This window comes from Nitratidesulfovibrio sp. (assembly GCF_040373385.1).
Lineage (GTDB): Bacteria > Desulfobacterota > Desulfovibrionia > Desulfovibrionales > Desulfovibrionaceae > Cupidesulfovibrio.
On the sequence record NZ_JBDXXH010000003.1, the window covers coordinates 545,694 to 565,051 of the forward strand.

General features: G+C 68.4%; 16 protein-coding genes. 9 read left to right on the plus strand and 7 right to left on the minus strand.

The window, feature by feature from the left end; genetic code table 11:
- Positions 1 to 10: 10 nt before the first annotated feature.
- Both atpD and ABWO17_RS08145 read left to right on the plus strand, forming a co-directional pair.
- On the plus strand, positions 11 to 1,426 hold the full coding sequence (gene atpD, locus ABWO17_RS08140) for a F0F1 ATP synthase subunit beta (protein ID WP_353117390.1): 1,416 nt from the start codon (positions 11 to 13) through the stop codon (positions 1,424 to 1,426).
- Positions 1,427 to 1,436: 10 nt separating this feature from the next.
- On the plus strand, positions 1,437 to 1,841 hold the full coding sequence (locus ABWO17_RS08145; RefSeq protein ID WP_353117392.1) for a F0F1 ATP synthase subunit epsilon: 405 nt from the start codon (positions 1,437 to 1,439) through the stop codon (positions 1,839 to 1,841).
- 330 nt (positions 1,842 to 2,171) lie between these two features.
- On the opposite strand, the gene ABWO17_RS08150 is transcribed toward ABWO17_RS08145, so the two are convergent.
- Positions 2,172 to 2,408 (minus strand): hypothetical protein, encoded by a 237-nt coding sequence (locus ABWO17_RS08150; protein WP_353117394.1) that lies wholly within the window; start codon positions 2,406 to 2,408, stop codon positions 2,172 to 2,174.
- A 591-nt stretch (positions 2,409 to 2,999) separates the two neighbouring features.
- Here ABWO17_RS08150 and ABWO17_RS08155 point away from each other — a divergent pair.
- A complete protein-coding gene (locus tag ABWO17_RS08155; protein WP_190244760.1) occupies positions 3,000 to 3,347 on the plus strand; it encodes a DVU0772 family protein in 348 nt (115 codons plus the stop codon).
- Between the two features lie 199 nt (positions 3,348 to 3,546).
- On the opposite strand, the gene ABWO17_RS08160 is transcribed toward ABWO17_RS08155, so the two are convergent.
- The gene (locus tag ABWO17_RS08160; protein WP_353117397.1) at positions 3,547 to 4,536 is read right to left on the minus strand and encodes a DMT family transporter; all 990 of its coding nucleotides are present in this window, start codon (positions 4,534 to 4,536) and stop codon (positions 3,547 to 3,549) included.
- 378 nt (positions 4,537 to 4,914) lie between these two features.
- Here ABWO17_RS08160 and ABWO17_RS08165 point away from each other — a divergent pair, with 378 nt between their 5' ends.
- From ABWO17_RS08165 to mnmA, 6 genes are all read left to right on the plus strand, one after another.
- Positions 4,915 to 5,859 carry a LysR family transcriptional regulator gene (locus ABWO17_RS08165; protein WP_353117399.1) on the plus strand — a complete coding sequence of 315 codons (945 nt, stop codon included), beginning with the start codon at positions 4,915 to 4,917 and terminating at the stop codon, positions 5,857 to 5,859.
- 366 nt (positions 5,860 to 6,225) lie between these two features.
- Positions 6,226 to 8,139 (plus strand): molecular chaperone DnaK, encoded by a 1,914-nt coding sequence (gene dnaK, locus ABWO17_RS08170; protein WP_353117401.1) that lies wholly within the window; start codon positions 6,226 to 6,228, stop codon positions 8,137 to 8,139.
- A 410-nt stretch (positions 8,140 to 8,549) separates the two neighbouring features.
- On the plus strand, positions 8,550 to 10,565 hold the full coding sequence (locus ABWO17_RS08175; RefSeq protein WP_353117403.1) for a type 1 periplasmic-binding domain-containing protein: 2,016 nt from the start codon (positions 8,550 to 8,552) through the stop codon (positions 10,563 to 10,565).
- A 24-nt stretch (positions 10,566 to 10,589) separates the two neighbouring features.
- Entirely contained in the window at positions 10,590 to 10,877 is a 288-nt protein-coding gene (gatC, locus tag ABWO17_RS08180; RefSeq protein ID WP_353117405.1) for an Asp-tRNA(Asn)/Glu-tRNA(Gln) amidotransferase subunit GatC, read from the plus strand.
- 377 nt (positions 10,878 to 11,254) lie between these two features.
- Positions 11,255 to 12,760 (plus strand): Asp-tRNA(Asn)/Glu-tRNA(Gln) amidotransferase subunit GatA, encoded by a 1,506-nt coding sequence (gatA, locus tag ABWO17_RS08185; protein WP_353117407.1) that lies wholly within the window; start codon positions 11,255 to 11,257, stop codon positions 12,758 to 12,760.
- Positions 12,761 to 12,805: 45 nt separating this feature from the next.
- The gene (gene mnmA, locus ABWO17_RS08190) at positions 12,806 to 13,849 is read left to right on the plus strand and encodes a tRNA 2-thiouridine(34) synthase MnmA (protein WP_353117409.1); all 1,044 of its coding nucleotides are present in this window, start codon (positions 12,806 to 12,808) and stop codon (positions 13,847 to 13,849) included.
- Positions 13,850 to 14,038: 189 nt separating this feature from the next.
- Here the strand turns inward: mnmA and ABWO17_RS08195 are convergent, their stop codons facing one another.
- The 5 genes from ABWO17_RS08195 to ABWO17_RS08215 all read right to left on the minus strand — a co-directional run.
- Entirely contained in the window at positions 14,039 to 14,476 is a 438-nt protein-coding gene (locus ABWO17_RS08195) for a response regulator (RefSeq protein WP_353117411.1), read from the minus strand.
- 229 nt (positions 14,477 to 14,705) lie between these two features.
- Positions 14,706 to 15,002 carry a phage regulatory CII family protein gene (locus ABWO17_RS08200; RefSeq protein ID WP_353117413.1) on the minus strand — a complete coding sequence of 99 codons (297 nt, stop codon included), beginning with the start codon at positions 15,000 to 15,002 and terminating at the stop codon, positions 14,706 to 14,708.
- A gap of 176 nt (positions 15,003 to 15,178) precedes the next feature.
- Positions 15,179 to 16,774: a sigma-54-dependent transcriptional regulator gene (locus tag ABWO17_RS08205; protein ID WP_353117415.1), complete on the minus strand. Its 1,596-nt coding sequence runs from the start codon at positions 16,772 to 16,774 to the stop codon at positions 15,179 to 15,181.
- A 19-nt stretch (positions 16,775 to 16,793) separates the two neighbouring features.
- Positions 16,794 to 18,359 carry a sensor histidine kinase gene (locus ABWO17_RS08210; RefSeq protein WP_353117417.1) on the minus strand — a complete coding sequence of 522 codons (1,566 nt, stop codon included), beginning with the start codon at positions 18,357 to 18,359 and terminating at the stop codon, positions 16,794 to 16,796.
- 210 nt (positions 18,360 to 18,569) lie between these two features.
- The coding region (locus ABWO17_RS08215; protein ID WP_353117419.1) for a helix-hairpin-helix domain-containing protein at positions 18,570 to 19,358 on the minus strand (789 nt) is incomplete at its 5' end.

Below are 19,358 nucleotides of genomic sequence, written 5' to 3' on the forward strand. Positions count from 1 at the left end.
GCGTACACACATGAGTGCTAACATTGGCAAGATCGTTCAGGTCATCGGCGCCGTCGTGGACGTCGAGTTCCCGGGCGGCAACCTGCCGAACATCTTGAGCGCGTTGGACATCAAGAACCCCAACAACAGCGACGCGCCCCAGCTGGTCTGCGAAGTTGCCCAGCACCTCGGCGACAACGTCGTCCGCACCATCGCCATGGACGCGACCGAAGGTCTCGTGCGCGGCATGGAAGCGGTGGACACCGGCAAGCCCATCATGGTGCCTGTCGGCAAGGCGTCGCTTGGTCGCATCATGAACGTCGTGGGCCGTCCCGTTGACGAAATGGGCCCCATCGATACCGACAAATACCTGCCCATCCACCGTGCGGCCCCCGAGTTCACCGACCAGAACACCACGGTCGAACTGCTCGAAACCGGCATCAAGGTCGTCGACCTGCTCATCCCGTTCCCCAAGGGCGGCAAGATGGGCCTGTTCGGCGGCGCGGGCGTGGGCAAGACCGTTATCCTCATGGAAATGATCAACAACATCGCCAAGCAGCACGGCGGCATCTCCGTGTTCGCGGGTGTTGGCGAGCGTACCCGTGAAGGGAACGACCTGTACCACGAAATGAAGGACGCGGGCGTTCTGGAGAAGGCCGCGCTCATCTACGGCCAGATGAACGAACCGCCAGGAGCCCGTGCCCGCGTGGCCCTGACCGCCCTCGCCTGCGCGGAATACTTCCGCGACATCGAGAACCAGGACGTGCTGCTGTTCATCGACAACATCTTCCGCTTCACCCAGGCGGGTTCGGAAGTGTCGGCGCTGCTCGGCCGCATGCCCTCGGCGGTGGGTTACCAGCCCACCCTGGGTACCGACCTTGGTGGCCTGCAGGAACGCATCACCTCCACGGTCAAGGGCTCGATCACCTCGGTCCAGGCCGTGTACGTGCCCGCGGATGACCTTACCGACCCCGCGCCTGCCACCACCTTCTCGCACCTTGACGGTACGCTGGTGCTTTCGCGTCAGATCGCGGAACTCGGCATCTACCCCGCGGTGGACCCGCTCGACTCCACGTCGCGCATCCTCGACCCCAACGTGGTCGGCGCCGAACACTACTCGGTGGCCCGCGCGGTGCAGCAGGTTCTGCAGAAGTACAAGGACTTGCAGGACATCATCGCCATTCTCGGCATGGATGAACTGTCGGACGAAGACAAGCTGACCGTCGCGCGCGCGCGGCGCATCCAGCGCTTCCTGTCGCAGCCGTTCCACGTGGCCGAAACCTTCACCGGCACGCCCGGCGTGTACGTGAAGCTGGAAGACACCATCAAGGCGTTCCGGGGCATCCTGAACGGTGACTACGACCACCTGGCGGAAGGCGACTTCTACATGGTGGGCGGCATCGAGACGGCCCTCGAAAAGTACAAGAAGCGCCAGGAGCAGCAATAAGGAGTGACCCATGGAAAAGTCGCTCCATCTCGAAATCGTCACGCCTGACAGGCTCGTGCTCAGCGAGAAGGTCGACTATGTGGGCGCCCCCGGTTACGAGGGCGAATTCGGCATCCTGCCGAACCACATTCCCTTCCTCTCCGCGTTGAACATCGGCAGCCTGTATTACAAGGCTGGCGGCAAGACGCACTGGATCTTCGTATCCGGCGGTTTTGCCGAGGTTTCGGACAACAAGGTGACCGTGCTGGCCGAATCGGCGGAACGCGCAGAGGACATCGACCTCGAACGCGCCCGCAAGGCCAAGGAACGTGCCGAGCAGCGCCTGGCCCAGGCCAAGGAAAAGCTTGATAGCGCACGGGCCCAGGCCGCCCTGCAACGCGCCCTGGCGCGCATGAGGGTTCGCGGCGTCGCCTAGCGCACCGCAAGCCCGGTCAACGACGACAAGCGACGGCCCGGAGGGAAACCTCCGGGCCGTTTGCATTGTGGGACGGCGCGCGTTTCATGTCGGTTGTGCTGACCGCTGGCGGGGCTTTGCACGGGCAGGGCATCTGCCTCAGCCGCATCCGCAACGGGCGTCTGCATCGGTGTGCCCACGGCGCGGGGCAGCGGGGCGCGTTTCGAACAAAAGCCGGGCCGGAATCTCCGGCCCGGCATGCAGGCAGATGCGGCGCCGGGTTTCGGACGCCGCTGCTGTTCGTGGCCTGTCGGTGGGGAATGGTGCGGAGCGGCAGGCTTGCCGCCGGGACTAGCCCAGGGCCTTGGCGGCAATGGAGCGGAACAGCTTCAGGCTGTTCGGCTCGTTGGGGAATTCCGCCGAAGGCACCTTTTCGACAGCGTCGCCATGGCGCTTGTACACGGCGGCGGCCTTTCCGGCCGAGATGTTCTTGCCGCCGGGGCAGACAACGTTGCCCGACGGGCTCAGGGTGCAGCCCATGGCGGTGGCGGCTTGCATGAACTTGTGGGCGAATTCTTCCGGTTTCATGTATCCTCCCAGGTCGCGGTGTTGCGAGAAGGGCCCGCCGCCAGGCCCGCGCTCCGGCTGGCAGCAGGGCGGGCGGCAACGGGCGGAACCATGTCCGTACGCGTGGAAAGTGCCGGGCAAACCCGGGGCTTTCCCAACGTCACCATAAAGACACACCGGCCTCCAATCGTCAAGTTGGCGATAACTGGCACTGATGCCGTGGTGTTGCGCCAATCCCTGCGCCACGGGGGGCGAGTGGCACCCGGCACGCAGGGCGGAGCGCCGCGAGTCGTATATTTTCGCAAAAAGATGTTGACTCGCTAATGGTAATTGTTACTGTGTAGTCGAGTGGTGCTTCCTCAGCCACGCTCTCTCCTTCACATTGGCGACGGTTCACCTGCGGGCCGGGAGTGGCAGCCCGGCCCGCTCAGGTGACCGGATGCCCGCAGCACCGAGGAAGCCGACCGCACGATGTTTCGAGCCATGGGCGATGCTGATCGCCAGCGAGAAATTTCAGGCCCCGGGCGACGCGTACGTCGCCAGAAAGACGTTTCTAGCGATGGGCGGCATGCAGGCTGCCCGGTGCGCGCAACCTTACGGCAGGAGTGACCCATGCAAGACCTGAAGACGCTCGGCCACATGGATATCGACTGGAATCTCAGCCCCGAGCACGCCGTTACCATGTACCTTGAGTGGGGCAACAACAACTGGCACGCGGAATACCCTCCGGTGCGCTCCAAGGACGACTACTCCACCTACTTCGTGGTGGATACCTGGGGGCCACGACCGGTAGTGCGGCTGGTGCGCCGCAATTCCGAGGCGGCGGAAGACATCTACAGCGCGCCCCTGCCCGAGCGGCTGGCCAATCTCTTCCTGGCCGAGTTCGGCGACCTGCGCGGCATCTACGAACCCACCCCGGAAATCAAGGAGTGGCTGCGGAACGAGATGGGCCTCGCCTAAGGTGGAGACGGTTGCAGCGGAGCAGGCCGCTGGCCCTCCGCACGGCACGCTTGGCGTAACCGACCGTGTACTGACCTGACCTCAAGAATTACCCTTCCTCCAGCTGCGACAGCGATGGCAAGGATCCCCCTTCGGCCCCGGCATTGTGTCGGGGCCGTCGGTGTTTACGGGCCAGAGGGTGCGACCGCGTCAGCGCGCGTCATGCGGATTGGCCCGGTGTGCGGCGGGATTCGCCAAGGGCCATGCCTGCCAGTACCAGGGCCATGCCCATCCATTCGCGCGGCTGTACCGTTTCGCCCAGCACCATCCAGCCAAGCAGCGTGGCGAACACCGGATTCAGAAAGTGGCTGGATGCGGCGGTAGCCGCGCTGCTGGTGCGCACGATGCGAAACCACAGCGCCGTGGCACCCACGGACACCGCCAGGACAAGGTAGGCGAAGGCACCCAGGAATTCCGGCGTGCCGGATAGGGCCGCCGGGTCTTCCGTCGCCAGGGCCACGGGCAACAGCAGCATACCCCCGGCCAGCGACTGGTGACCCACCACCGAGAACAGGCCAAGCCCGCCAAGGCGCGCCGAAGCGCGCTTGAACAGCACGGTGCCCAGGGCCAGGGCCAGTGCAGCGGCCAGTGAGAGCAGCGTGCCGAGGCCTGGCAGCAGGGTGGCCGCGCCTCCGGCCAGTCCGGCCAGTCCGGCCAGACCGGGCAGTCCGGGCAGTCCGGGCAGTCCGGGTAGTCCGGGCAGTCTGGGCAGACCGGGCAGACCGGGGGGCAGGGTGGCCAGCCATATCCCGGCCATGCAGGCGAGCATGGCGGGCAGGGTTGCGGGGTGCACCCGTTCGCCCAGCAGCGGCGCGGCCAGCAGGGTGGTGAGCAGCGGCGAGAACGACAGGACGGCCACGACGAGGCCGGCTTTGACCAAGGGCAGGGCGGTGAAGGCGCAGCCAAGGTACAGGGCATTGTTGCACAGCCCCAGCGCGGCCAGCCAGGCGGCCTGGGCGCGGTCGGGGCGTATCCGCTGGCCGGTGGCGGCGGCCATGGCGTAGAGTACCGGTGCCGCCGCCAGAAAGCGCAAGGCAAGCAGCAGCAGGGGCGGGCAATGGGCAAGGGCGGCCTTGCCCGCGATGAACGCGGAACTCCAGACGCAGCAGAACAGCAGGACCAGGGGGGACGGCAGGCGCAGGGCGGGCATGCGGGCTCCGGGGTGAAGGTGGAATCCTGTCCCGTTAGCATGCCGGATGTGCGCCGGGGAAATCGCCGTTTCTTCGTGGGGTATTTCCGTCCGTGATGTTGCCCGGTCTGTCCTGACCAGATGTGTCCTGACCAGGCACGTCATTCCGGCATTGACGGGCATTGACGGGCATTGACGGGCGGAGGCGGCGCACGGCACAAGCACTGGCGGCGCACTGCCCGTAAAAGGGGCAGGGGGCGCTGCATGGCAAAAGGGGGCGGGCGTGATGCCCCGTACCGCGCGGGCCGCGTGTGCGCGCCACCAGGGCTTCTGGCCGTGCAACCGTCTGTCCGCCGGTCCGGCTGGCGGTCGATCTGCCGCACCGGAACAGGAGCGCACATGGCAACCGATCTCGACATGGAATTGCTGCGGGTATTCGTGGCCTTGGTCGACGCTGGGGGCTTCAGCCGGGCGGGCGAGCGGCTGTTTCTCAGCCAGCCCGCCGTCAGCGGGCGGTTGCGCAGGCTGGAGGCGCGCTGCGGGGTGCGGCTGGTGGAACGCGCGCAGGGGCGCATGGCCGGGCTTACCGAGGCGGGAGCCCAGTTGCTGGAACCCGCCCGCGAGATACTGCGCCTGAACGATGCCGCCCTGCGCGGGCTTGCGCCGTGGGCCGGGCGTGGGGCGTCCACTCCGCAGGGCGGTACGGTGCGGCTGGGGTTTCCGGACGACGTCATTGTCGGCGACCTGCCGGAACTGTTCCGCCGCCTTGGCGCCGCGCATTCCGAAATCCGCCTGGAATTGCGGGGCGGCCTTTCGCGCGACCTGCGCGAGGCGGTGGCCAGCGGCGCGCTGGATGCCGCGCTGGTGCAGCAGGCGGCGGGAGCCGGGGGGCTGGTGCTGCGGCGCGAACCCCTGGGCTGGCTGACTCCGCCCGGCGGCGTGGCGGCGGACAGTGATGGCGTGCTGCCGCTGGTGCTGTTTCCGGAAGGGTGCGCCTACCGCGACCTGGCCGTGGCCGCGCTGGCCTCGGCAGGCCGCCCGTGGCGGGTGGCCGTGGTGTCCGCCACGCTGCCAGCGTTGACGGCGGCGGTGCTGGGGGGTGCGGGCGTGGCCCCGTTGCCCGCATCGGCGGTGGCTTCTGCCCTTTCCGACCATCCCTCGCTGGCCCCGTGTCCTTCCCCGCCCCTTCTTCCGTCCCTTCCCCCCCTTCCGCCCCTGCCTGATGTCGAACTGGTGCTGCTGTCCGGATCATCTTCCGTGCCGGGGGGCGCAACGCCACCGCCAGCGGTGCTGGCCCAACTGGCCCGCCTGCTGCGGGCCACCCTGTCCGGCGACGGGGGGTAGTCCGCATTCGGCCCGTCTGGCACGTCTGGCACGTCTGGCTCGTCTGGCTCGTCTGGCTCGTCTGGCTCAACTGGCTCATCTGGCTCATCTGGCTCATTTGGCATACCCGGCATACCCGGCATACCCGGCGCATTCGCGTACCCGGGCCTTCCGCCTGCGCGGTTCTTGCGCTTTTTCCGCCCCGCAACCCCGCGCCGGAGCATGCCGGTGCACATCCTTGCACGAAAAATTGGCCTCCCCCTCTTTACGACGGGCAACCCCGCCTTACTATTCACACCAGCCAACGCCGGAACGGCTCGCACCGGAACGGCGGCCAGCGCAAGATCACTTCGCGACATGCTCGCGTACCCTTTGAGGAGGAAGACAATGGGCAAGATCATCGGCATCGACCTCGGGACCACCAACTCCTGCGTCTACGTGATGGAGGGCAAGGATCCCAAGTGCATCACCAACCCCGAAGGCGGGCGCACCACGCCCTCCATCGTGGCCTTCACCGACAAGGAGCGCCTTGTCGGCGACATCGCCAAGCGCCAGGCCGTCACCAACCCCGAGCGCACGGTGTTCGCCGTAAAGCGCCTGATGGGCCGCAAGGGCGACGCCCCCGAAGTGAACAACTGGAAGACCCACAGCCCCTACCGCATCGTGGCGGGCGCCAACGGCGATGCCGCCGTTGAAGTGCAGGGCCGCCAGTACTCCGCCGCCGAAGTTTCGGCCATGATCCTCGGCAAGCTGAAGGCCGACGCGGAAGCGTACCTTGGCGAAACCGTGACCGACGCGGTCATCACCGTGCCCGCCTACTTCAACGACGCCCAGCGCCAGGCCACCAAGGACGCGGGCCGCATCGCGGGCCTTGAGGTCAAGCGCATCATCAACGAACCCACCGCCGCCTCGCTGGCCTATGGCTTCGACAAGAAGGCCAACGAGAAGATCGCGGTGTTCGACCTTGGCGGCGGCACGTTCGACATTTCCATCCTTGAAGTGGGCGACAACGTCGTGGAAGTGCGCGCCACCAACGGCGATACCTTCCTTGGCGGCGAAGACTTCGACCAGCGGATCATCAACTACCTTGTGGAAGAGTTCCGCCGCGAGAACGGCGTCGACCTCTCCAAGGACCGCATGGCGTTGCAGCGCCTGAAGGAAGCGGCGGAAAAGGCCAAGAAGGACCTTTCCACCTCCATGGAAACGGAAATCAACCTGCCCTTCATCACCGCCGACCAGAACGGTCCCAAGCACCTGATGATGAAGCTTTCGCGCGCCAAGCTCGAAAAGCTGGTGGAAGACCTGGTGGACCGCACCATCGAGCCGTGTCGCAAGGCCCTGGCCGACGCCGGTCTTTCCGCCGCGCAGATCGACGAAGTGGTGCTGGTGGGCGGCATGACCCGCATGCCCCTGGTGCAGAAGAAGGTGGGCGAGTTCTTCGGCAAGGAACCCAACCGCTCGGTGAACCCCGACGAAGTGGTGGCCATGGGCGCCGCCATCCAGGGCGGCATCCTGGCGGGCGACGTGAAGGACGTGCTGCTGCTGGACGTGACCCCGCTTTCGCTGGGCATCGAGACCCTGGGCGGCGTGTTCACCCGGCTCATCGACCGCAACACCACCATTCCCACCCGCAAGAGCCAGACCTTCACCACGGCGGCGGACAACCAGCCCTCGGTGTCCATCCACGTGTTGCAGGGTGAACGCCCCATGGCCGGTGACAACATGACCCTGGGCCGCTTCGAGCTGTCCGGCATTCCCCCGGCCATGCGCGGCACCCCGCAGGTAGAGGTCACCTTCGACATCGACGCCAACGGCATCGTCAACGTGTCGGCCAAGGATCTCGGCACCGGCAAGGAACAGTCCATCCGCATCACTGCCTCTTCCGGCCTGTCGGAAAGCGAAATCCAGCGCCTGATCAAGGAAGCGGAGTCGCACGCCGATGAGGACAAGAAGAAGCAGGAACTCATCGAGGCCCGCAACCAGGCCGATGGCCTGATCTACGGCACCGAAAAGTCCATTGCCGACCTTGGCGACAAGTTGGACGCCGCCACCAAGACCGACATCGAGGGCAAGATCGAAGCCCTGAAAAAGGTCATGGACGGCAGCGACCTGGATGCCATCAAGGCCGCGTCCGAAGAACTGTCGCGCGCTTCGCACAAGCTGGCCGAACAGCTGTACCAGCAGAGCCAGCAGGGCCAGCCCGGCGCCGGGCCGGACGCGGGTGATGCCGGTCAGGCAGGCGGCTCGGCCAAGGGCGACGACGACGTGGTGGACGCCGACTACACCGAAGTGAAGAAGTAGGCTGCCGCTTCCTGCCCTGCATGGGGCAAGGATGGAATGCTCCGGGGCGCGTCCGTGCCCGGCCATGCCCCCTTGGGGTGTCGGTCGGGACGCAGGGCGCGCCCTGCTTGCATTCCGGGGCCACAATGTATAGCCTGATACGATTCGCCGCCGGGCCTGCCGGTGCAGTCCCCCCGTTTCGCGGCCCAGGTTTCGCCCTTGCGCCGGTTGCAGCCTTCGGCGCGTTTTTCGCGTGGCGAACCTCTTGCCGCACGTCAGCGGCGCGTAGGGCGCACGTCAGCGGCGCGTAGGGCGCACGTCAGGCGCATGCCGGGCGCACGTCGGGCGCAGGCCGGGCCGCGCGGAGCCCGTGCGGGCTCATTCGGAACGCAACGGTCCATCTCGTGATGGTCCACACCACGGTACCCACGATGCAGCACGTTCTTTCGCGCGCCACGGTCCTTGCCCTGCTCGCGCTCATGGTGCTTTCCGCCGCCGGGTGCGGCGGCAAGCGGTCCATCATCATCCCGCAGGAACCCGTTACCCCGCAGGTGCAGCCGGTGCGGCGCTCGGTGCTGGACGAAGGCACCGAGGCGCTGAAACGCGGTGACGCGGCCACGGCGGAACGCATCTTCGGCATGATGACCGCGCGTACCGACATCACGCCAGAGGAACGCCTGGGCGCGTGGCGCGGCTACAGCATGGCCGCCGAGGCCAACGCCCACCCCAACCTGGCCCTGGACGGCCTGGATGCGTGGCGCAGGCTGGACCCGGCCGCCGATGCCGGGCAGGACTGGCAGGACACCTGGTACCGCGCCATGTCCCGCATTTCCAAGACCGAAAGCCGCCAGCGCGCCAGCGCCGTGTTTGCGGATACCGCGCGCCCATGGGGCCTGCGTGCGCAGGCCGGGCTTATCGTGGCCACCCGGCAGTGGGAGGGGGGCGACATTTCCGGTTCGCTCCAGACCCTGTCCAGTCTGTGGGCGCAGGCGGGCACGCAGTCCGGGGGCGGCGCTGGCAGCCAGTCCTTCCGCGCCGCGTTGGAAAACCGTCTGTTCGACGAACTGAAGCGTTCCGACAACGCCACGGTGGAGCAGCTTGCCGCCACCGTTACCCCGGAAAACGAGGGGCGCTACCCCTACAACATCATCGAACTGGAGTCGGCCCGGCGCATGGCCGCCGCCAACGCCGGTTCGCTGCGCGCGCTGGAAACCCTTACCCGCTTGCAGCGCAGCGGCAACTTCAACGACCCCAATCTGCTCGGCACCGTGCTGACCCCGCTGGAGCAGAGCGGCATGCGCGCCTCGCGCACCGTGGCCCTGGCCCTGCCCATGACCGGCGCCTTCGGCAACATCGGGTGGAAGATCTCGCGCGGGGCGGGCGCCGCCCAGTGGGAACTTTCGCGCACCGGCGTGGAAGTCGAGGTGGTGGTGCTGAACACCGAATCGCCCGACTGGCTGGACAAGCTGGCCGCCCTGCCGCCCCAGTGCGTGGTGGTGGGTGGGCCGCTGCGCACCAACAGCTTCGGCGCCGCCAAGGAACGCGGCCTGACCGGCCAGCGCGCCTTCTTCACCTTTCTGCCGCAGCTTGACGGCGGCGAAGAAGGCCGCGTGGCGTGGCGCTTCTTCACCAGCCCCGACGACCAGGTCAACGCGTTGCTGGGCTTCACCCAGGACAGTCTGGGCGTGACCAGCTACGGCGTGCTGCACCCCGACGATGCCTTCGGCGGCAAGATGGCCTCGCTCTTCGCCGAGCGGGCCCGGGCGCGCGGCGGCAACGTGGCCTCCACCATGTCCTACCCCGCGAGCAAACATCAGGAATGGAACCGTATCGCGGGCAGCTTCGTGAAGGTGCACACCGTCAACAGCTACCCGGTGCCGGGCGCCACCTTTGAAGCCACCTTCCTGCCCGATAGCTGGAAGAACACCGAAATGCTGGTGCCCAACCTGTTCTTTCACGGCGAGGACCGGCAGGTGCTGCTGGGTACCACCCTGTGGGAGCAGGGGCTGGCAGGGCAGAAGAGCGTGGACGTGCGCAACTTCGGCCTCGCCGTGTTTCCCGGTGCGTGGAACGGAGCGCAGGCCTCGCCGGCGGGCGATGCGCTGGCGCGTACCCTGCGCGAGGCGGGCAACCCCGACGCCCCCGATTTCTGGGTGGGGCTTGGCTACGATTTCGTGCGCTTTGCCACCACCCTGAGCCTGCCGGAAAAAGGCTGGACCCCGGCAGAGGTCAACCGCCGCCTGGCCGACGCCCAGCGCATGCAATGGGCCATGGGCGCCCTGCACTGGAGCGCAGACGGTCATGCCGCGCAGGACCTGTTCCTGTTCTCGCCCACGTCCGATGGCTTCAAGCCCGTGGAACCCACCGAGTTCCGCCAGAAGCTGGAACGCACCCGCGAGCGCCACGAGGCCCGCGCCAAGGCCGCGGCCACCGCAACCCCGCAATAATCCGTACGCCATACAGGATCGATCATGACCACCATCAGCACCGATCAGGTGGCCGCCATCGCGCGGCTGGCCCGGCTGGCCCCGGACGAGGCGCAGCTTGCAACCTTTGCCCGGCAGTTCGGCGACATCCTGGGCTACATGGAGATGCTGAACGGCCTCGACACCACTGGCGTCGAACCGCTGTACAGTCCCGTGCAGCATGCCACGGCCCTGCGGCCCGACGAGGTCGCCCCGCGCTGCACGCGCGAGGATGTGCTGCGGAACGCGCCGGAGGCCGATTCCGAATTCTTCATTGTCCCCCGGATCGTTTAGTCGGTGCGGGGATTCCGCGCCGTGGCGGCGTCAGGCTTCCTTTCCGGGGCTTGAAATACGGAAAGAGTATTCCTGCGCCCCGGAAAGATCGCCTTCCTTGCCACAGCACGGACTTCCCGCACCTGACGCGCGGAGGCGCGGCGGGGGAAAGGCAGGAAGAAGGGGTGCCTGCCTGACGCGCAAAAGCGTGTGATGCGGTTGCCGATGCCTGTCCGGCCCGGTGGCAGGCAATGCAGGGGGACCGGGGGAACATGTTCCCCCGGCGGGGTACGGGGCGGCGCCCCGATTCCTTACCCCTCTCTCTCGCAAATATTTTTCTGAAAGTTCACAGACAAGCCCCCGCGCAGGCGGCGGCATGCACAGCCAAGGATAGTGAGATGTCCGATACGTCCACCGCAATCGTTTCCCTGTCGCTGGCCGAAGTGCGCGACAGGCTGGCCCGACGCGAACTGACGGCGGAGCAGGTCACCGCCGCGTGTCTTGACCGCATCACGGCCACCGAGCCCGCCATTGCCGCGTTGCTGACCAACCGGGCGCAGGCCGCGCTGGACGAAGCCCGCGCGCTGGACGGGGCCGGGCCGGACCCGGCAAAGCCCCTGTGGGGCGTGCCGCTGACGGTCAAGGACGCCCTGACCACGGCGGGCACCCGCACCACCTGCGGCTCGCGCATCCTGGGCGACTTCACCCCGCATTACGACGCCTTTGCCGTGGCCCGGCTGCGCGAGGCGGGTGCGGTGATCCTCGGCAAGACCAACATGGACGAGTTCGCCATGGGGTCGTCCACCGAAAATTCCGCCTTCGGTCCCACCCGCAACCCGTGGAACGTGGCGCGCGTGCCGGGCGGCTCCAGCGGCGGTTCCGCCGCCAGCGTGGCCGCCGGGCAGTGCTTCGGGTCCCTGGGTACCGACACCGGCGGTTCCATCCGCCAGCCCGCATCCCTGTGCGGTTGCGTGGGGCTGAAGCCGACCTACGGGCGCGTCTCGCGCTTCGGTCTGGTGGCCTACGGTTCGTCGCTGGACCAGATCGGCCCGCTGACCCGCACCGTGGAGGACGCGGCCCTGCTGCTGTCGGTCATCGCCGGGCACGACCCGCGCGACGCCACCAGCGCCGCCCTGCCCGTGGACGACTACATGGGGGCGCTGGCCGCCCGCAGGGACATGTCCGGGGTGCGCATCGGCGTGCCGCGCGAATTCCGGGGCGAGGGGATCGACCCCGAGGTGTCCGCCGCCTGCGAGGCCGCGCTGGATACGGCCAAAAGCCTCGGCGCCACCATCGTGGACGTGGAACTGCCGCACACCCCGTACAGCATCGCGGCGTACTACATCATCGCCCCGGCAGAGGCGAGTTCCAATCTGGCCCGTTTCGACGGGGTGCGCTACGGGCGCCGGGCGGAAAGCCCCCGCGACCTCGCCGACCTGTACGTGCGCTCACGTGCGGAAGGGTTCGGCGACGAGGTGCAGCGGCGCATCATGCTGGGCACCTACGTGCTGTCGTCCGGCTACTACGACGCCTACTACCGCAAGGCCGCGCAGGTACGCCGCCTGATCCGCGAGGACTACGAGAAGGCCCTTGCGCAGTGCGACGTGCTGTGCGGCCCGGCATCGCCAGTGACGGCGTGGGGCCTTGGGGAGCTGACCAGCGACCCGCTGAAGATGTACATGATGGATGTGTTCACCCTGTCGCTGAACCTGGCGGGTCTGCCGGGCCTGTGCATTCCCGTGGGCATGGGCAGCCGTTCCGGCATGCCCGTGGGCTTGCAGATGCTGGGCCGGGCCTTTGGCGAAGGCGATCTGCTGGCGGCGGCCAACGTGCTGTCCGGTGCGCTGGGCGTGCCGGGGGTGGCACCCGCCGTTTCTGCCGCCGCAGCCGGGGTAGGCGCGTAAGCGCGTCCGGATGACCGCACCCCCTACCATGGCAGCGCACCCGGCATGAGGATCGCCGTCGCACTCAGCGGAGGCACCGACAGCCTGTTCGCGCTCCTGCTCCTGCTGGAGCAGGGGCAGGACGTGTTCGGTCTGCATGCGCGCTTCATGCCCCCGCAAGTCGGCAAGCCGGACCCCGCGGAGGCCATCGGCGCCCTGTGCGCCCGCCTTGGCGTGGACTTTCACGCCGTGGACCTGGCCGATGCCTTCGAAGAGGCGGTGGTGGCCCCGTTCATCGAGGAATATGTGGTGGGCCGCACTCCCAACCCTTGCGCCCGGTGCAACGCCACCATGAAGTTCGGCCTGCTGCTGGACGCCGCGCATACCCTTGGGGCGGCGCGCCTGGCCACCGGCCATTACGTGCGCCAGCTGCGTCACCCGCAATGGGGCATGACCCTGCAACGCGGGACAGACCCGGCCAAGGACCAGAGTTACTTCCTGTCACTGGTGGAGCGCACCCGGCTGGAGCAGGCCGTGTTTCCGCTGGGCAACTGGCGCAAGGAACAGGTGAAGGCCGAGTTGGTGAAACGCAACATCGTGCCGCCGCTGCCGTCGGAAAGCCAGGAAATCTGCTTCGTGCCCGGCGACGACTATCGCGCCTTCCTGCGCGACCGGCAGGTGCGCCTGCCTGGTCCCGGCCCCATCGTGACCATGCGGGGTCGCAAGATCGGCAGCCACAAGGGGCTGTGGCAGTATACCGAAGGCCAGCGGCGCGGCCTTGGCATCGCCTGGGAAGAACCGCTGTACGTGGTGGCCAAGGACATGGAGAACAACGTGCTGCTGGTGGGCGCGCGCGAGCACCTGGCCGCGCGCGGCTGCCTGACCGAGGACGTGAACCTGCTGGTGGACCCGGCCGACTGGCCCGCCGAGATCAGCGTGCGCACCCGCTACCGTCAGGCACCCCAGCCCGCCCGGGTGACCGTGGGCGACACCGGCATGGCCGTGCGCTTCCGCGAGCCGCAAACCCCGCCCGCGCGGGGGCAGGTGGCGGCGGTGTATGATGCCGAAGGGCATGTGCTGGCGGGGGGCGTCATCCTGGGGCCGGTGTAGGGGCAGCCGCGTCGCCGCATGGCGGTTGTGACGCAGGGGGCATCAGCCCGCATTTCGCATCGCCGCGTTCTTCCGGACGCGGCGGTTTCGCGTTTGCGGCAAGGGCGGGTGGCCGCCCCAACGCACCGCGCCGCCGGTCTCCCGGTTGCGGAGAGACAGGCGGCGCGACACGGAGAAAAGTGATCCGGTTCAGCAGAGCTTGGGCAGGGGCATGGCCAGGGTGTGGGCATCCGGGTGGCTGGCGGTGGCGGCCAGCACGCGCGGTGTCGATACGGCGCTGAGTGCCCCGCGCAGTATGTCGGTATCCAGCGGTTTGGGCAGCACGGCGTCCGCGCCCATGAGGTGGGCGGTGCGGATGGCCGATTCCATGTCCATGACCGGGGTGCCGCCGGACATGGCGATGACCTTCACCCCCGGAAACTCGCGCCGCAATTGCGCGATGGTGGCCAGACCATCCTGTTCGGGCATGATGATGTCGGTGATCACCACGTCGGCGGGGGTCGTGCGCTGGCAGGTCATGCACGTGCGACCGTTGTCCGCCGTGGCCACCTCGTGCCCCCAACTGCACAGCAGGGCTTCGAGAAAGCACAGCGTCACGGCATCGTCGTCCACGACCAGAATCCGCACCTTGACCTCCAGTGAGACTGCGGGAAGCCCCGCAGGGTGATCGCGCGCCGTGAGGCCGCGCGGGGTGGCCTGTCTGCCGTCGGCCCGCTTCGTCCCGTTACCCCATGTCCGCACGCCATCCGGTGCCCGTGTCCGGTCAGAACTTGGTCAGGACCTGGTCAGTACCCGGTCAGTACCCGAACGGGGCCTGAACGGGGTGCGGTCGGGCTGCATCCCCGTGGGGGCCGGACTAGCGCTCGGCGGACATGCGCAGGGGCAGCAGGGTGCGGTGGATTTCCGCGCCGCCCGCATCCGGCTCCAGGCGGTAGCCCAGTTGCCGCGCCATGTATTCCAGCGGCCTGATGTTGCCGGTGTGCTTCATGATTTCAAGCAGCGTTTCAACGCCCAGCTTGGCCCCGGTATCGTACGGATTGATCTCGCGCAGCAGGGTGGAGTAGGGCTTGCCGATTTCCTTGGCCAGCGCCTTGGCCGGAGTGGGGCTGTCCAGCACGATGCCATGGACGATCTTGGTCAGTTCCGAAAGCATGAGCGGTCTCCTGGTTGGTGATCTGGAGCTACACACTCACGCCTTATCAAAAGTCGTACCACGGTGTTATTTTGGTGATTAATCAATAAAAAATGATGGTTGCGTTGTGAACACGGCTGGGCTTCGAGACGCCGTGTAACCTTAAATATTACTTTGTCTTGAAAAAGATTACAGTGTCATGCTTTTCTTGACGTATCGTCGCCCACCCATTGGCGCATTGCCCCGTGCTTGCGCAGCAGTGCGTACAGCCGCTGGCGCGACAGCCCGGCCATGCGGGCGGCCTTGGTGATGTTGCCGCCGCTGTCCAGCAGCAGTTGGTGCAGGTAGCCTTTCTCCACGTTGCCGAGGGCGGCGTTGCGGTAGTCCTTCCAGGCCAGAGGCGTGCCGCGCGTGGGTTGGAGCGCCGGGGCAGCTTCGCCGGGACAGGGAGAGCCGGGGGGAGCGGCGGTGCCTGCGCAGATGCCGGGCAGCAGGCCGCCATCCGGTGCCGTTGATGGTGCCATGCAGGGCCTGCCTGCCAGCGGACCGGCCTGCCCCGCCTCGCCAGTCGGGCCGGTCGTTCCCCCCCCTCCGGACACACTGGCCCCGGTACCGGGCGCCAGCCGGTGGCGCGCCATGCGGGCGCGCAGCGGCACGGGCAGGTGCTCCAGATGCACCAACGGTTCCTCGCGGGCCAGCAGCAATGCGCCCTCCACCACGTTGACCAGTTCGCGCACGTTGCCGGGCCAGTCGTGCGCGGCCAGGGCCTCGAACACCTCCGGCTCGAAGCCCTTGGCGCCGATGCCGTCGCGGCGGCAGATGCGCGCGGCGTGGGTGGTGGTCAGTTCGCGGATGTCCTCCTTGCGTTCGCGCAGGGGGGGCAGTTGCAGTTCCACGGCTTGCAGGCGGAACAGCAGATCCTTGCGGAAGGTGCCGCGCTCGGCCATGTCCGGCAGGTTGCGGTTGGTGGCGGCCACCAGGCGGAAGTCGCTTTCCACTTCCTCCTTGCTGCCGATGGGGCGGAACCGGCGCTCCTGAAGCACGCGCAGAAAGGCCTTTTGCTGGGCCAACGGCAACTCCCCCACCTCGTCCAGGAACAGGGTGCCGCCGTGCGCCTGGCGGATGAGCCCGGCGCGCGATTCCATGGCGCCGGTGAACGCCCCGCGCTGGTAGCCGAACAGTTCGCTGTGCAGCAGCGAGCGCGAAAGGGCCGCGCAGTCCAGGGTGATGAACGGGCCGGAGGCGCGGCGGCTGTTGCGGTGCAAGGCCCGCGCGAACAGTTCCTTGCCGGTGCCCGTTTCTCCGGTGACGAGCACGGCGGCGTCACCCATGGCTGCCTCGGCCAGTCGTTCCAGGCAGGCGGCCAGACGCTGGCTGTCGCCCACGATGCCCCCCGTGTCCAGCGGGCGGCGCTGCTGGCGGGCCTGCCGGTTGCGGTGGCGCAGGGCGCGTTCGAGCGAGAAGCGCATCTGTTCCAGCGAGGCGGGCTTTTCCACATAGTCCCACGCCCCGTCGGTGATGGCCAGTTCCGCGCCGTCCGGGTCGCCCGCCGCAGTGACGATGATGATCTCGGGCGGGCTGGTCATGTGGCGCAGCCGGGGCAGCATGTCCAGTCCGTTGCCGTCGGGCAGGCGCACGTCCAGGAAGACGGCGTCGAACACGTCGCGTTCCAGCAGGCGCGCGCCTGCCGCCAGCGAATGGGCGGCGGACGAGGCGTGTCCCTCCATCTCCATGGCCGAGCGCAGCATTTCGCAGAACAACTCGTCGTCGTCGATGATCAGCACATTGGCCATGCGTCAGGCTCCGTAAGGGTCAGGCACCATCGGCCAGGGGCAGCAGGATGTCCACCATGCAGCCAAGGCCCGGCCCCGCCGCGATGTCCAGCCGCCCGCCGTGGGCCCGGACGATGCCAGCCGCGCGGGCCAGGCCGCGCCCCTTGCCCTCGTGCCGGGCCTTGGTGGAAAAATAGGGGTCGCGCATGCGGCACAGGGTGTCCGCATCCATGCCCCGGCCAGTGTCGCGCACGCGCACCCGCACCCAACGTCCGGGAAGGCGGGGCGAGGCCGGGACCAGGGCGGTTTCCACCACAATGCGTCCGGTGGCGCTGTCGTCATCAGAGGCCGTGTGGGCCGGGCAAACGGGATGGCCCGTTGCGGCCGGGGCGTCCGGCGAGGCAGTGCCCGCGCCGTCCCCCGCAGCGTCCGGAGCCGTGCCCTGCACTGCCCAGGCGGCGTTGCGCCATATCTCGGCAAAGGCTTCGCGCAGGCGGGCCGCATCCACGCGCACTGGTGGCAGCCGGTCGGGGGGGGGAGGCTGGCCGGGAGTGCCGGGCTGGCCGGTGCCGATCGGGGAGGGCGGGGGGTGCCGCTCCGGGGGCAGGCCGCAGGATACCGCCCACCGGGCGTCGGCGGGCAGTTCACCCGCCAGTTCGGCACACCATGCGGTGACCAGGGCGTGCAGGTCGGCCGGTTCGGCGTTCAGGTCCACCCGACCGGCAATGGACTGGGCAAAGGCGATGACCTCGCGGGCGCGCTGGCAGCCCCGCACGATGTTGTCCAGGCTGCGGAGCACCATGGGGTCGGCGGCGTGCGGGGTGGTGGGTGCGGCGTGCAGCCGCGAGATGGCGATTTCCGCAAAGCCGAGAACGGAGGCCACCACGTTGCCGAAATCGTGCGCCAGCCCAACGGACAACGCGTCCAGCGCCTGGCGCAGATGGGCGTCCGGCACGGCGGGGGCAGCGGCAGGGGCGAGGGGGGCGTCAGGGTGAGCCGGGCAGGCCTGAGCGGGATGCCCAGGCAGGCTTGCCCCGTTCGCCGCGCTCGGCATGTCCGGCATGTCTGGGGTGTCCGGCATGTCAGGCATGTCTGGCATGTCCGGCGTGTCCGGCAAATCCGGCAGGTCTGGGGCATGCAGTTGCAGCAGCACGCCGGTGCGGCCAGGGGATGTCGGCCTGGCGCCGGTGTCGTCATGCAGATCGCACGGCTCGCGCAGTTCCGGGCAACCGGGGATGGCGCGGGCCTCGGCGGGGAGCAGGGTGCGTATCAGTACGCCGCCCCGCACGCTGGCGGGCCGTGGTATCCCGGCAGGCGTGCGCCCGTTGCCTGCCGTGTCATGCAGAGCTGGCAGAGCTGGCGGAGCGGGCGGAATGGGCGGAGCGGGCGGATAGGGCACATCGGGGGGAAGGTCCAGCAGCCAGTGCCACCCCGCGCAGGGGGGGCAGGCGCCGGACAGGGGCAGCAGGTCGTGCAGCATGGCGTCTGGTGGGGCCGCCGCAAGTCCCAGCGCGCGCAGGAACAGCCCGCTCACGCCGAGCACGCGGCCCGAGGGGGCCACCGCGCAAAGGCCGGTTCCGGCATGGTCGTGCAGCAGGCGTGTCATGTGCTTCCCGCGTCCATAAGGGTACGGCGGGGAATCCGCCGGAGTCTCCATGGTGGCCCCATACTGCGCAAAGTTGCGCTGCAAGGCAATGGGCCGGAGCACGGAACCTGCGGGACACACGGGGAAACAGCCCGGCCGGCACTGCCCCGAAGGGTACCCGGTCAGCCGTGCCCGATCAGCCGTGCCCGTCAGCAGGGGGAGGCAGCCCGGTCAGCGGCGGCGGGAGGTGTCCATCTCCTTCAGTCGCTGGTGTATCTGACGTGCCCGGCGGGGGCCGATGCCCGGCACCTCCGCCAGTTCCTTCTCGCTGGCGGCGCGCATGGCTGCCAGCGTGTCGAAGCGGTCCCACAGCAGGCGCGCGGTCTTGGGACCCACCCCTTCCACGCGCTGCAATTCGCCGGTCAGGGCCGCCCCGGCGCGGGCGCGGCGGTGCCGCCCGATGGCGAAGTCGTGCACCGCGTCGCGCACGTGCTGGAGAAACAGCAACTCCGGCGCACCGTCGCGCAGGGGCAGCGGGTTGGCCCGGCCCGGCAGGAAGATGCGGTCGGCCACGTTGCCCGCGCGGCGGTCGGCCCGGCCATCCTCGGTGCGGGCCTTGGCGATGGAAGCCAGCGCGAACAGCCCTTCGCCGCCTGCCTCGCGGACTGCCCGGTGCACGGCGGAAAGCTGGCCCCGCCCGCCATCCACCAGTACCAGGTCCGCCCACGGAGGGCCGGAGGCAATGCGACGCCGGGCCCACTCGGCCAGGGCGGCGTAGTCGTCACCCGCCGTGAAGGTGGGGAACTGGTCGGTGTGTTCGAGGGGAGTGTCAGGTGCCCCGTCTGTCTGTCCGTCCGCCTGTCCACCCGCCATTTGCTTTGCCGTTCCCTCTGCCGGGCTGTCGGCGGGAAGCTCGGCGGGACTGTCGGCAGGACTGTCGGCAGGACGGTCCGCGGGACGGTCCACGGGACGGTCCACGGGACGGTCCACGGGACGGTCCACGGGACGGTCCACGGGACG

What these genes read in the sequence shown, in the direction of transcription:
- mnmA (WP_353117409.1), top strand. Translation starts at nt 12,806, where the DNA reads ATGAGGATCGCCGTCGCACTCAGCGGAGGCACCGACAGCCTGTTCGCG.
- gatC (WP_353117405.1), top strand. Translation starts at nt 10,590, where the DNA reads ATGACCACCATCAGCACCGATCAGGTGGCCGCCATCGCGCGGCTGGCC.
- ABWO17_RS08160 (WP_353117397.1), bottom strand. Translation starts at nt 4,536, where the DNA reads ATGCCCGCCCTGCGCCTGCCGTCCCCCCTGGTCCTGCTGTTCTGCTGC.
- dnaK (WP_353117401.1), top strand. Translation starts at nt 6,226, where the DNA reads ATGGGCAAGATCATCGGCATCGACCTCGGGACCACCAACTCCTGCGTC.
- ABWO17_RS08200 (WP_353117413.1), bottom strand. Translation starts at nt 15,002, where the DNA reads ATGCTTTCGGAACTGACCAAGATCGTCCATGGCATCGTGCTGGACAGC.
- ABWO17_RS08210 (WP_353117417.1), bottom strand. Translation starts at nt 18,359, where the DNA reads ATGACACGCCTGCTGCACGACCATGCCGGAACCGGCCTTTGCGCGGTG.
- ABWO17_RS08175 (WP_353117403.1), top strand. Translation starts at nt 8,550, where the DNA reads ATGCAGCACGTTCTTTCGCGCGCCACGGTCCTTGCCCTGCTCGCGCTC.
- atpD (WP_353117390.1), top strand. Translation starts at nt 11, where the DNA reads ATGAGTGCTAACATTGGCAAGATCGTTCAGGTCATCGGCGCCGTCGTG.
- ABWO17_RS08155 (WP_190244760.1), top strand. Translation starts at nt 3,000, where the DNA reads ATGCAAGACCTGAAGACGCTCGGCCACATGGATATCGACTGGAATCTC.
- ABWO17_RS08150 (WP_353117394.1), bottom strand. Translation starts at nt 2,408, where the DNA reads ATGAAACCGGAAGAATTCGCCCACAAGTTCATGCAAGCCGCCACCGCC.
- ABWO17_RS08145 (WP_353117392.1), top strand. Translation starts at nt 1,437, where the DNA reads ATGGAAAAGTCGCTCCATCTCGAAATCGTCACGCCTGACAGGCTCGTG.
- ABWO17_RS08165 (WP_353117399.1), top strand. Translation starts at nt 4,915, where the DNA reads ATGGCAACCGATCTCGACATGGAATTGCTGCGGGTATTCGTGGCCTTG.
- ABWO17_RS08205 (WP_353117415.1), bottom strand. Translation starts at nt 16,774, where the DNA reads ATGGCCAATGTGCTGATCATCGACGACGACGAGTTGTTCTGCGAAATG.
- gatA (WP_353117407.1), top strand. Translation starts at nt 11,255, where the DNA reads ATGTCCGATACGTCCACCGCAATCGTTTCCCTGTCGCTGGCCGAAGTG.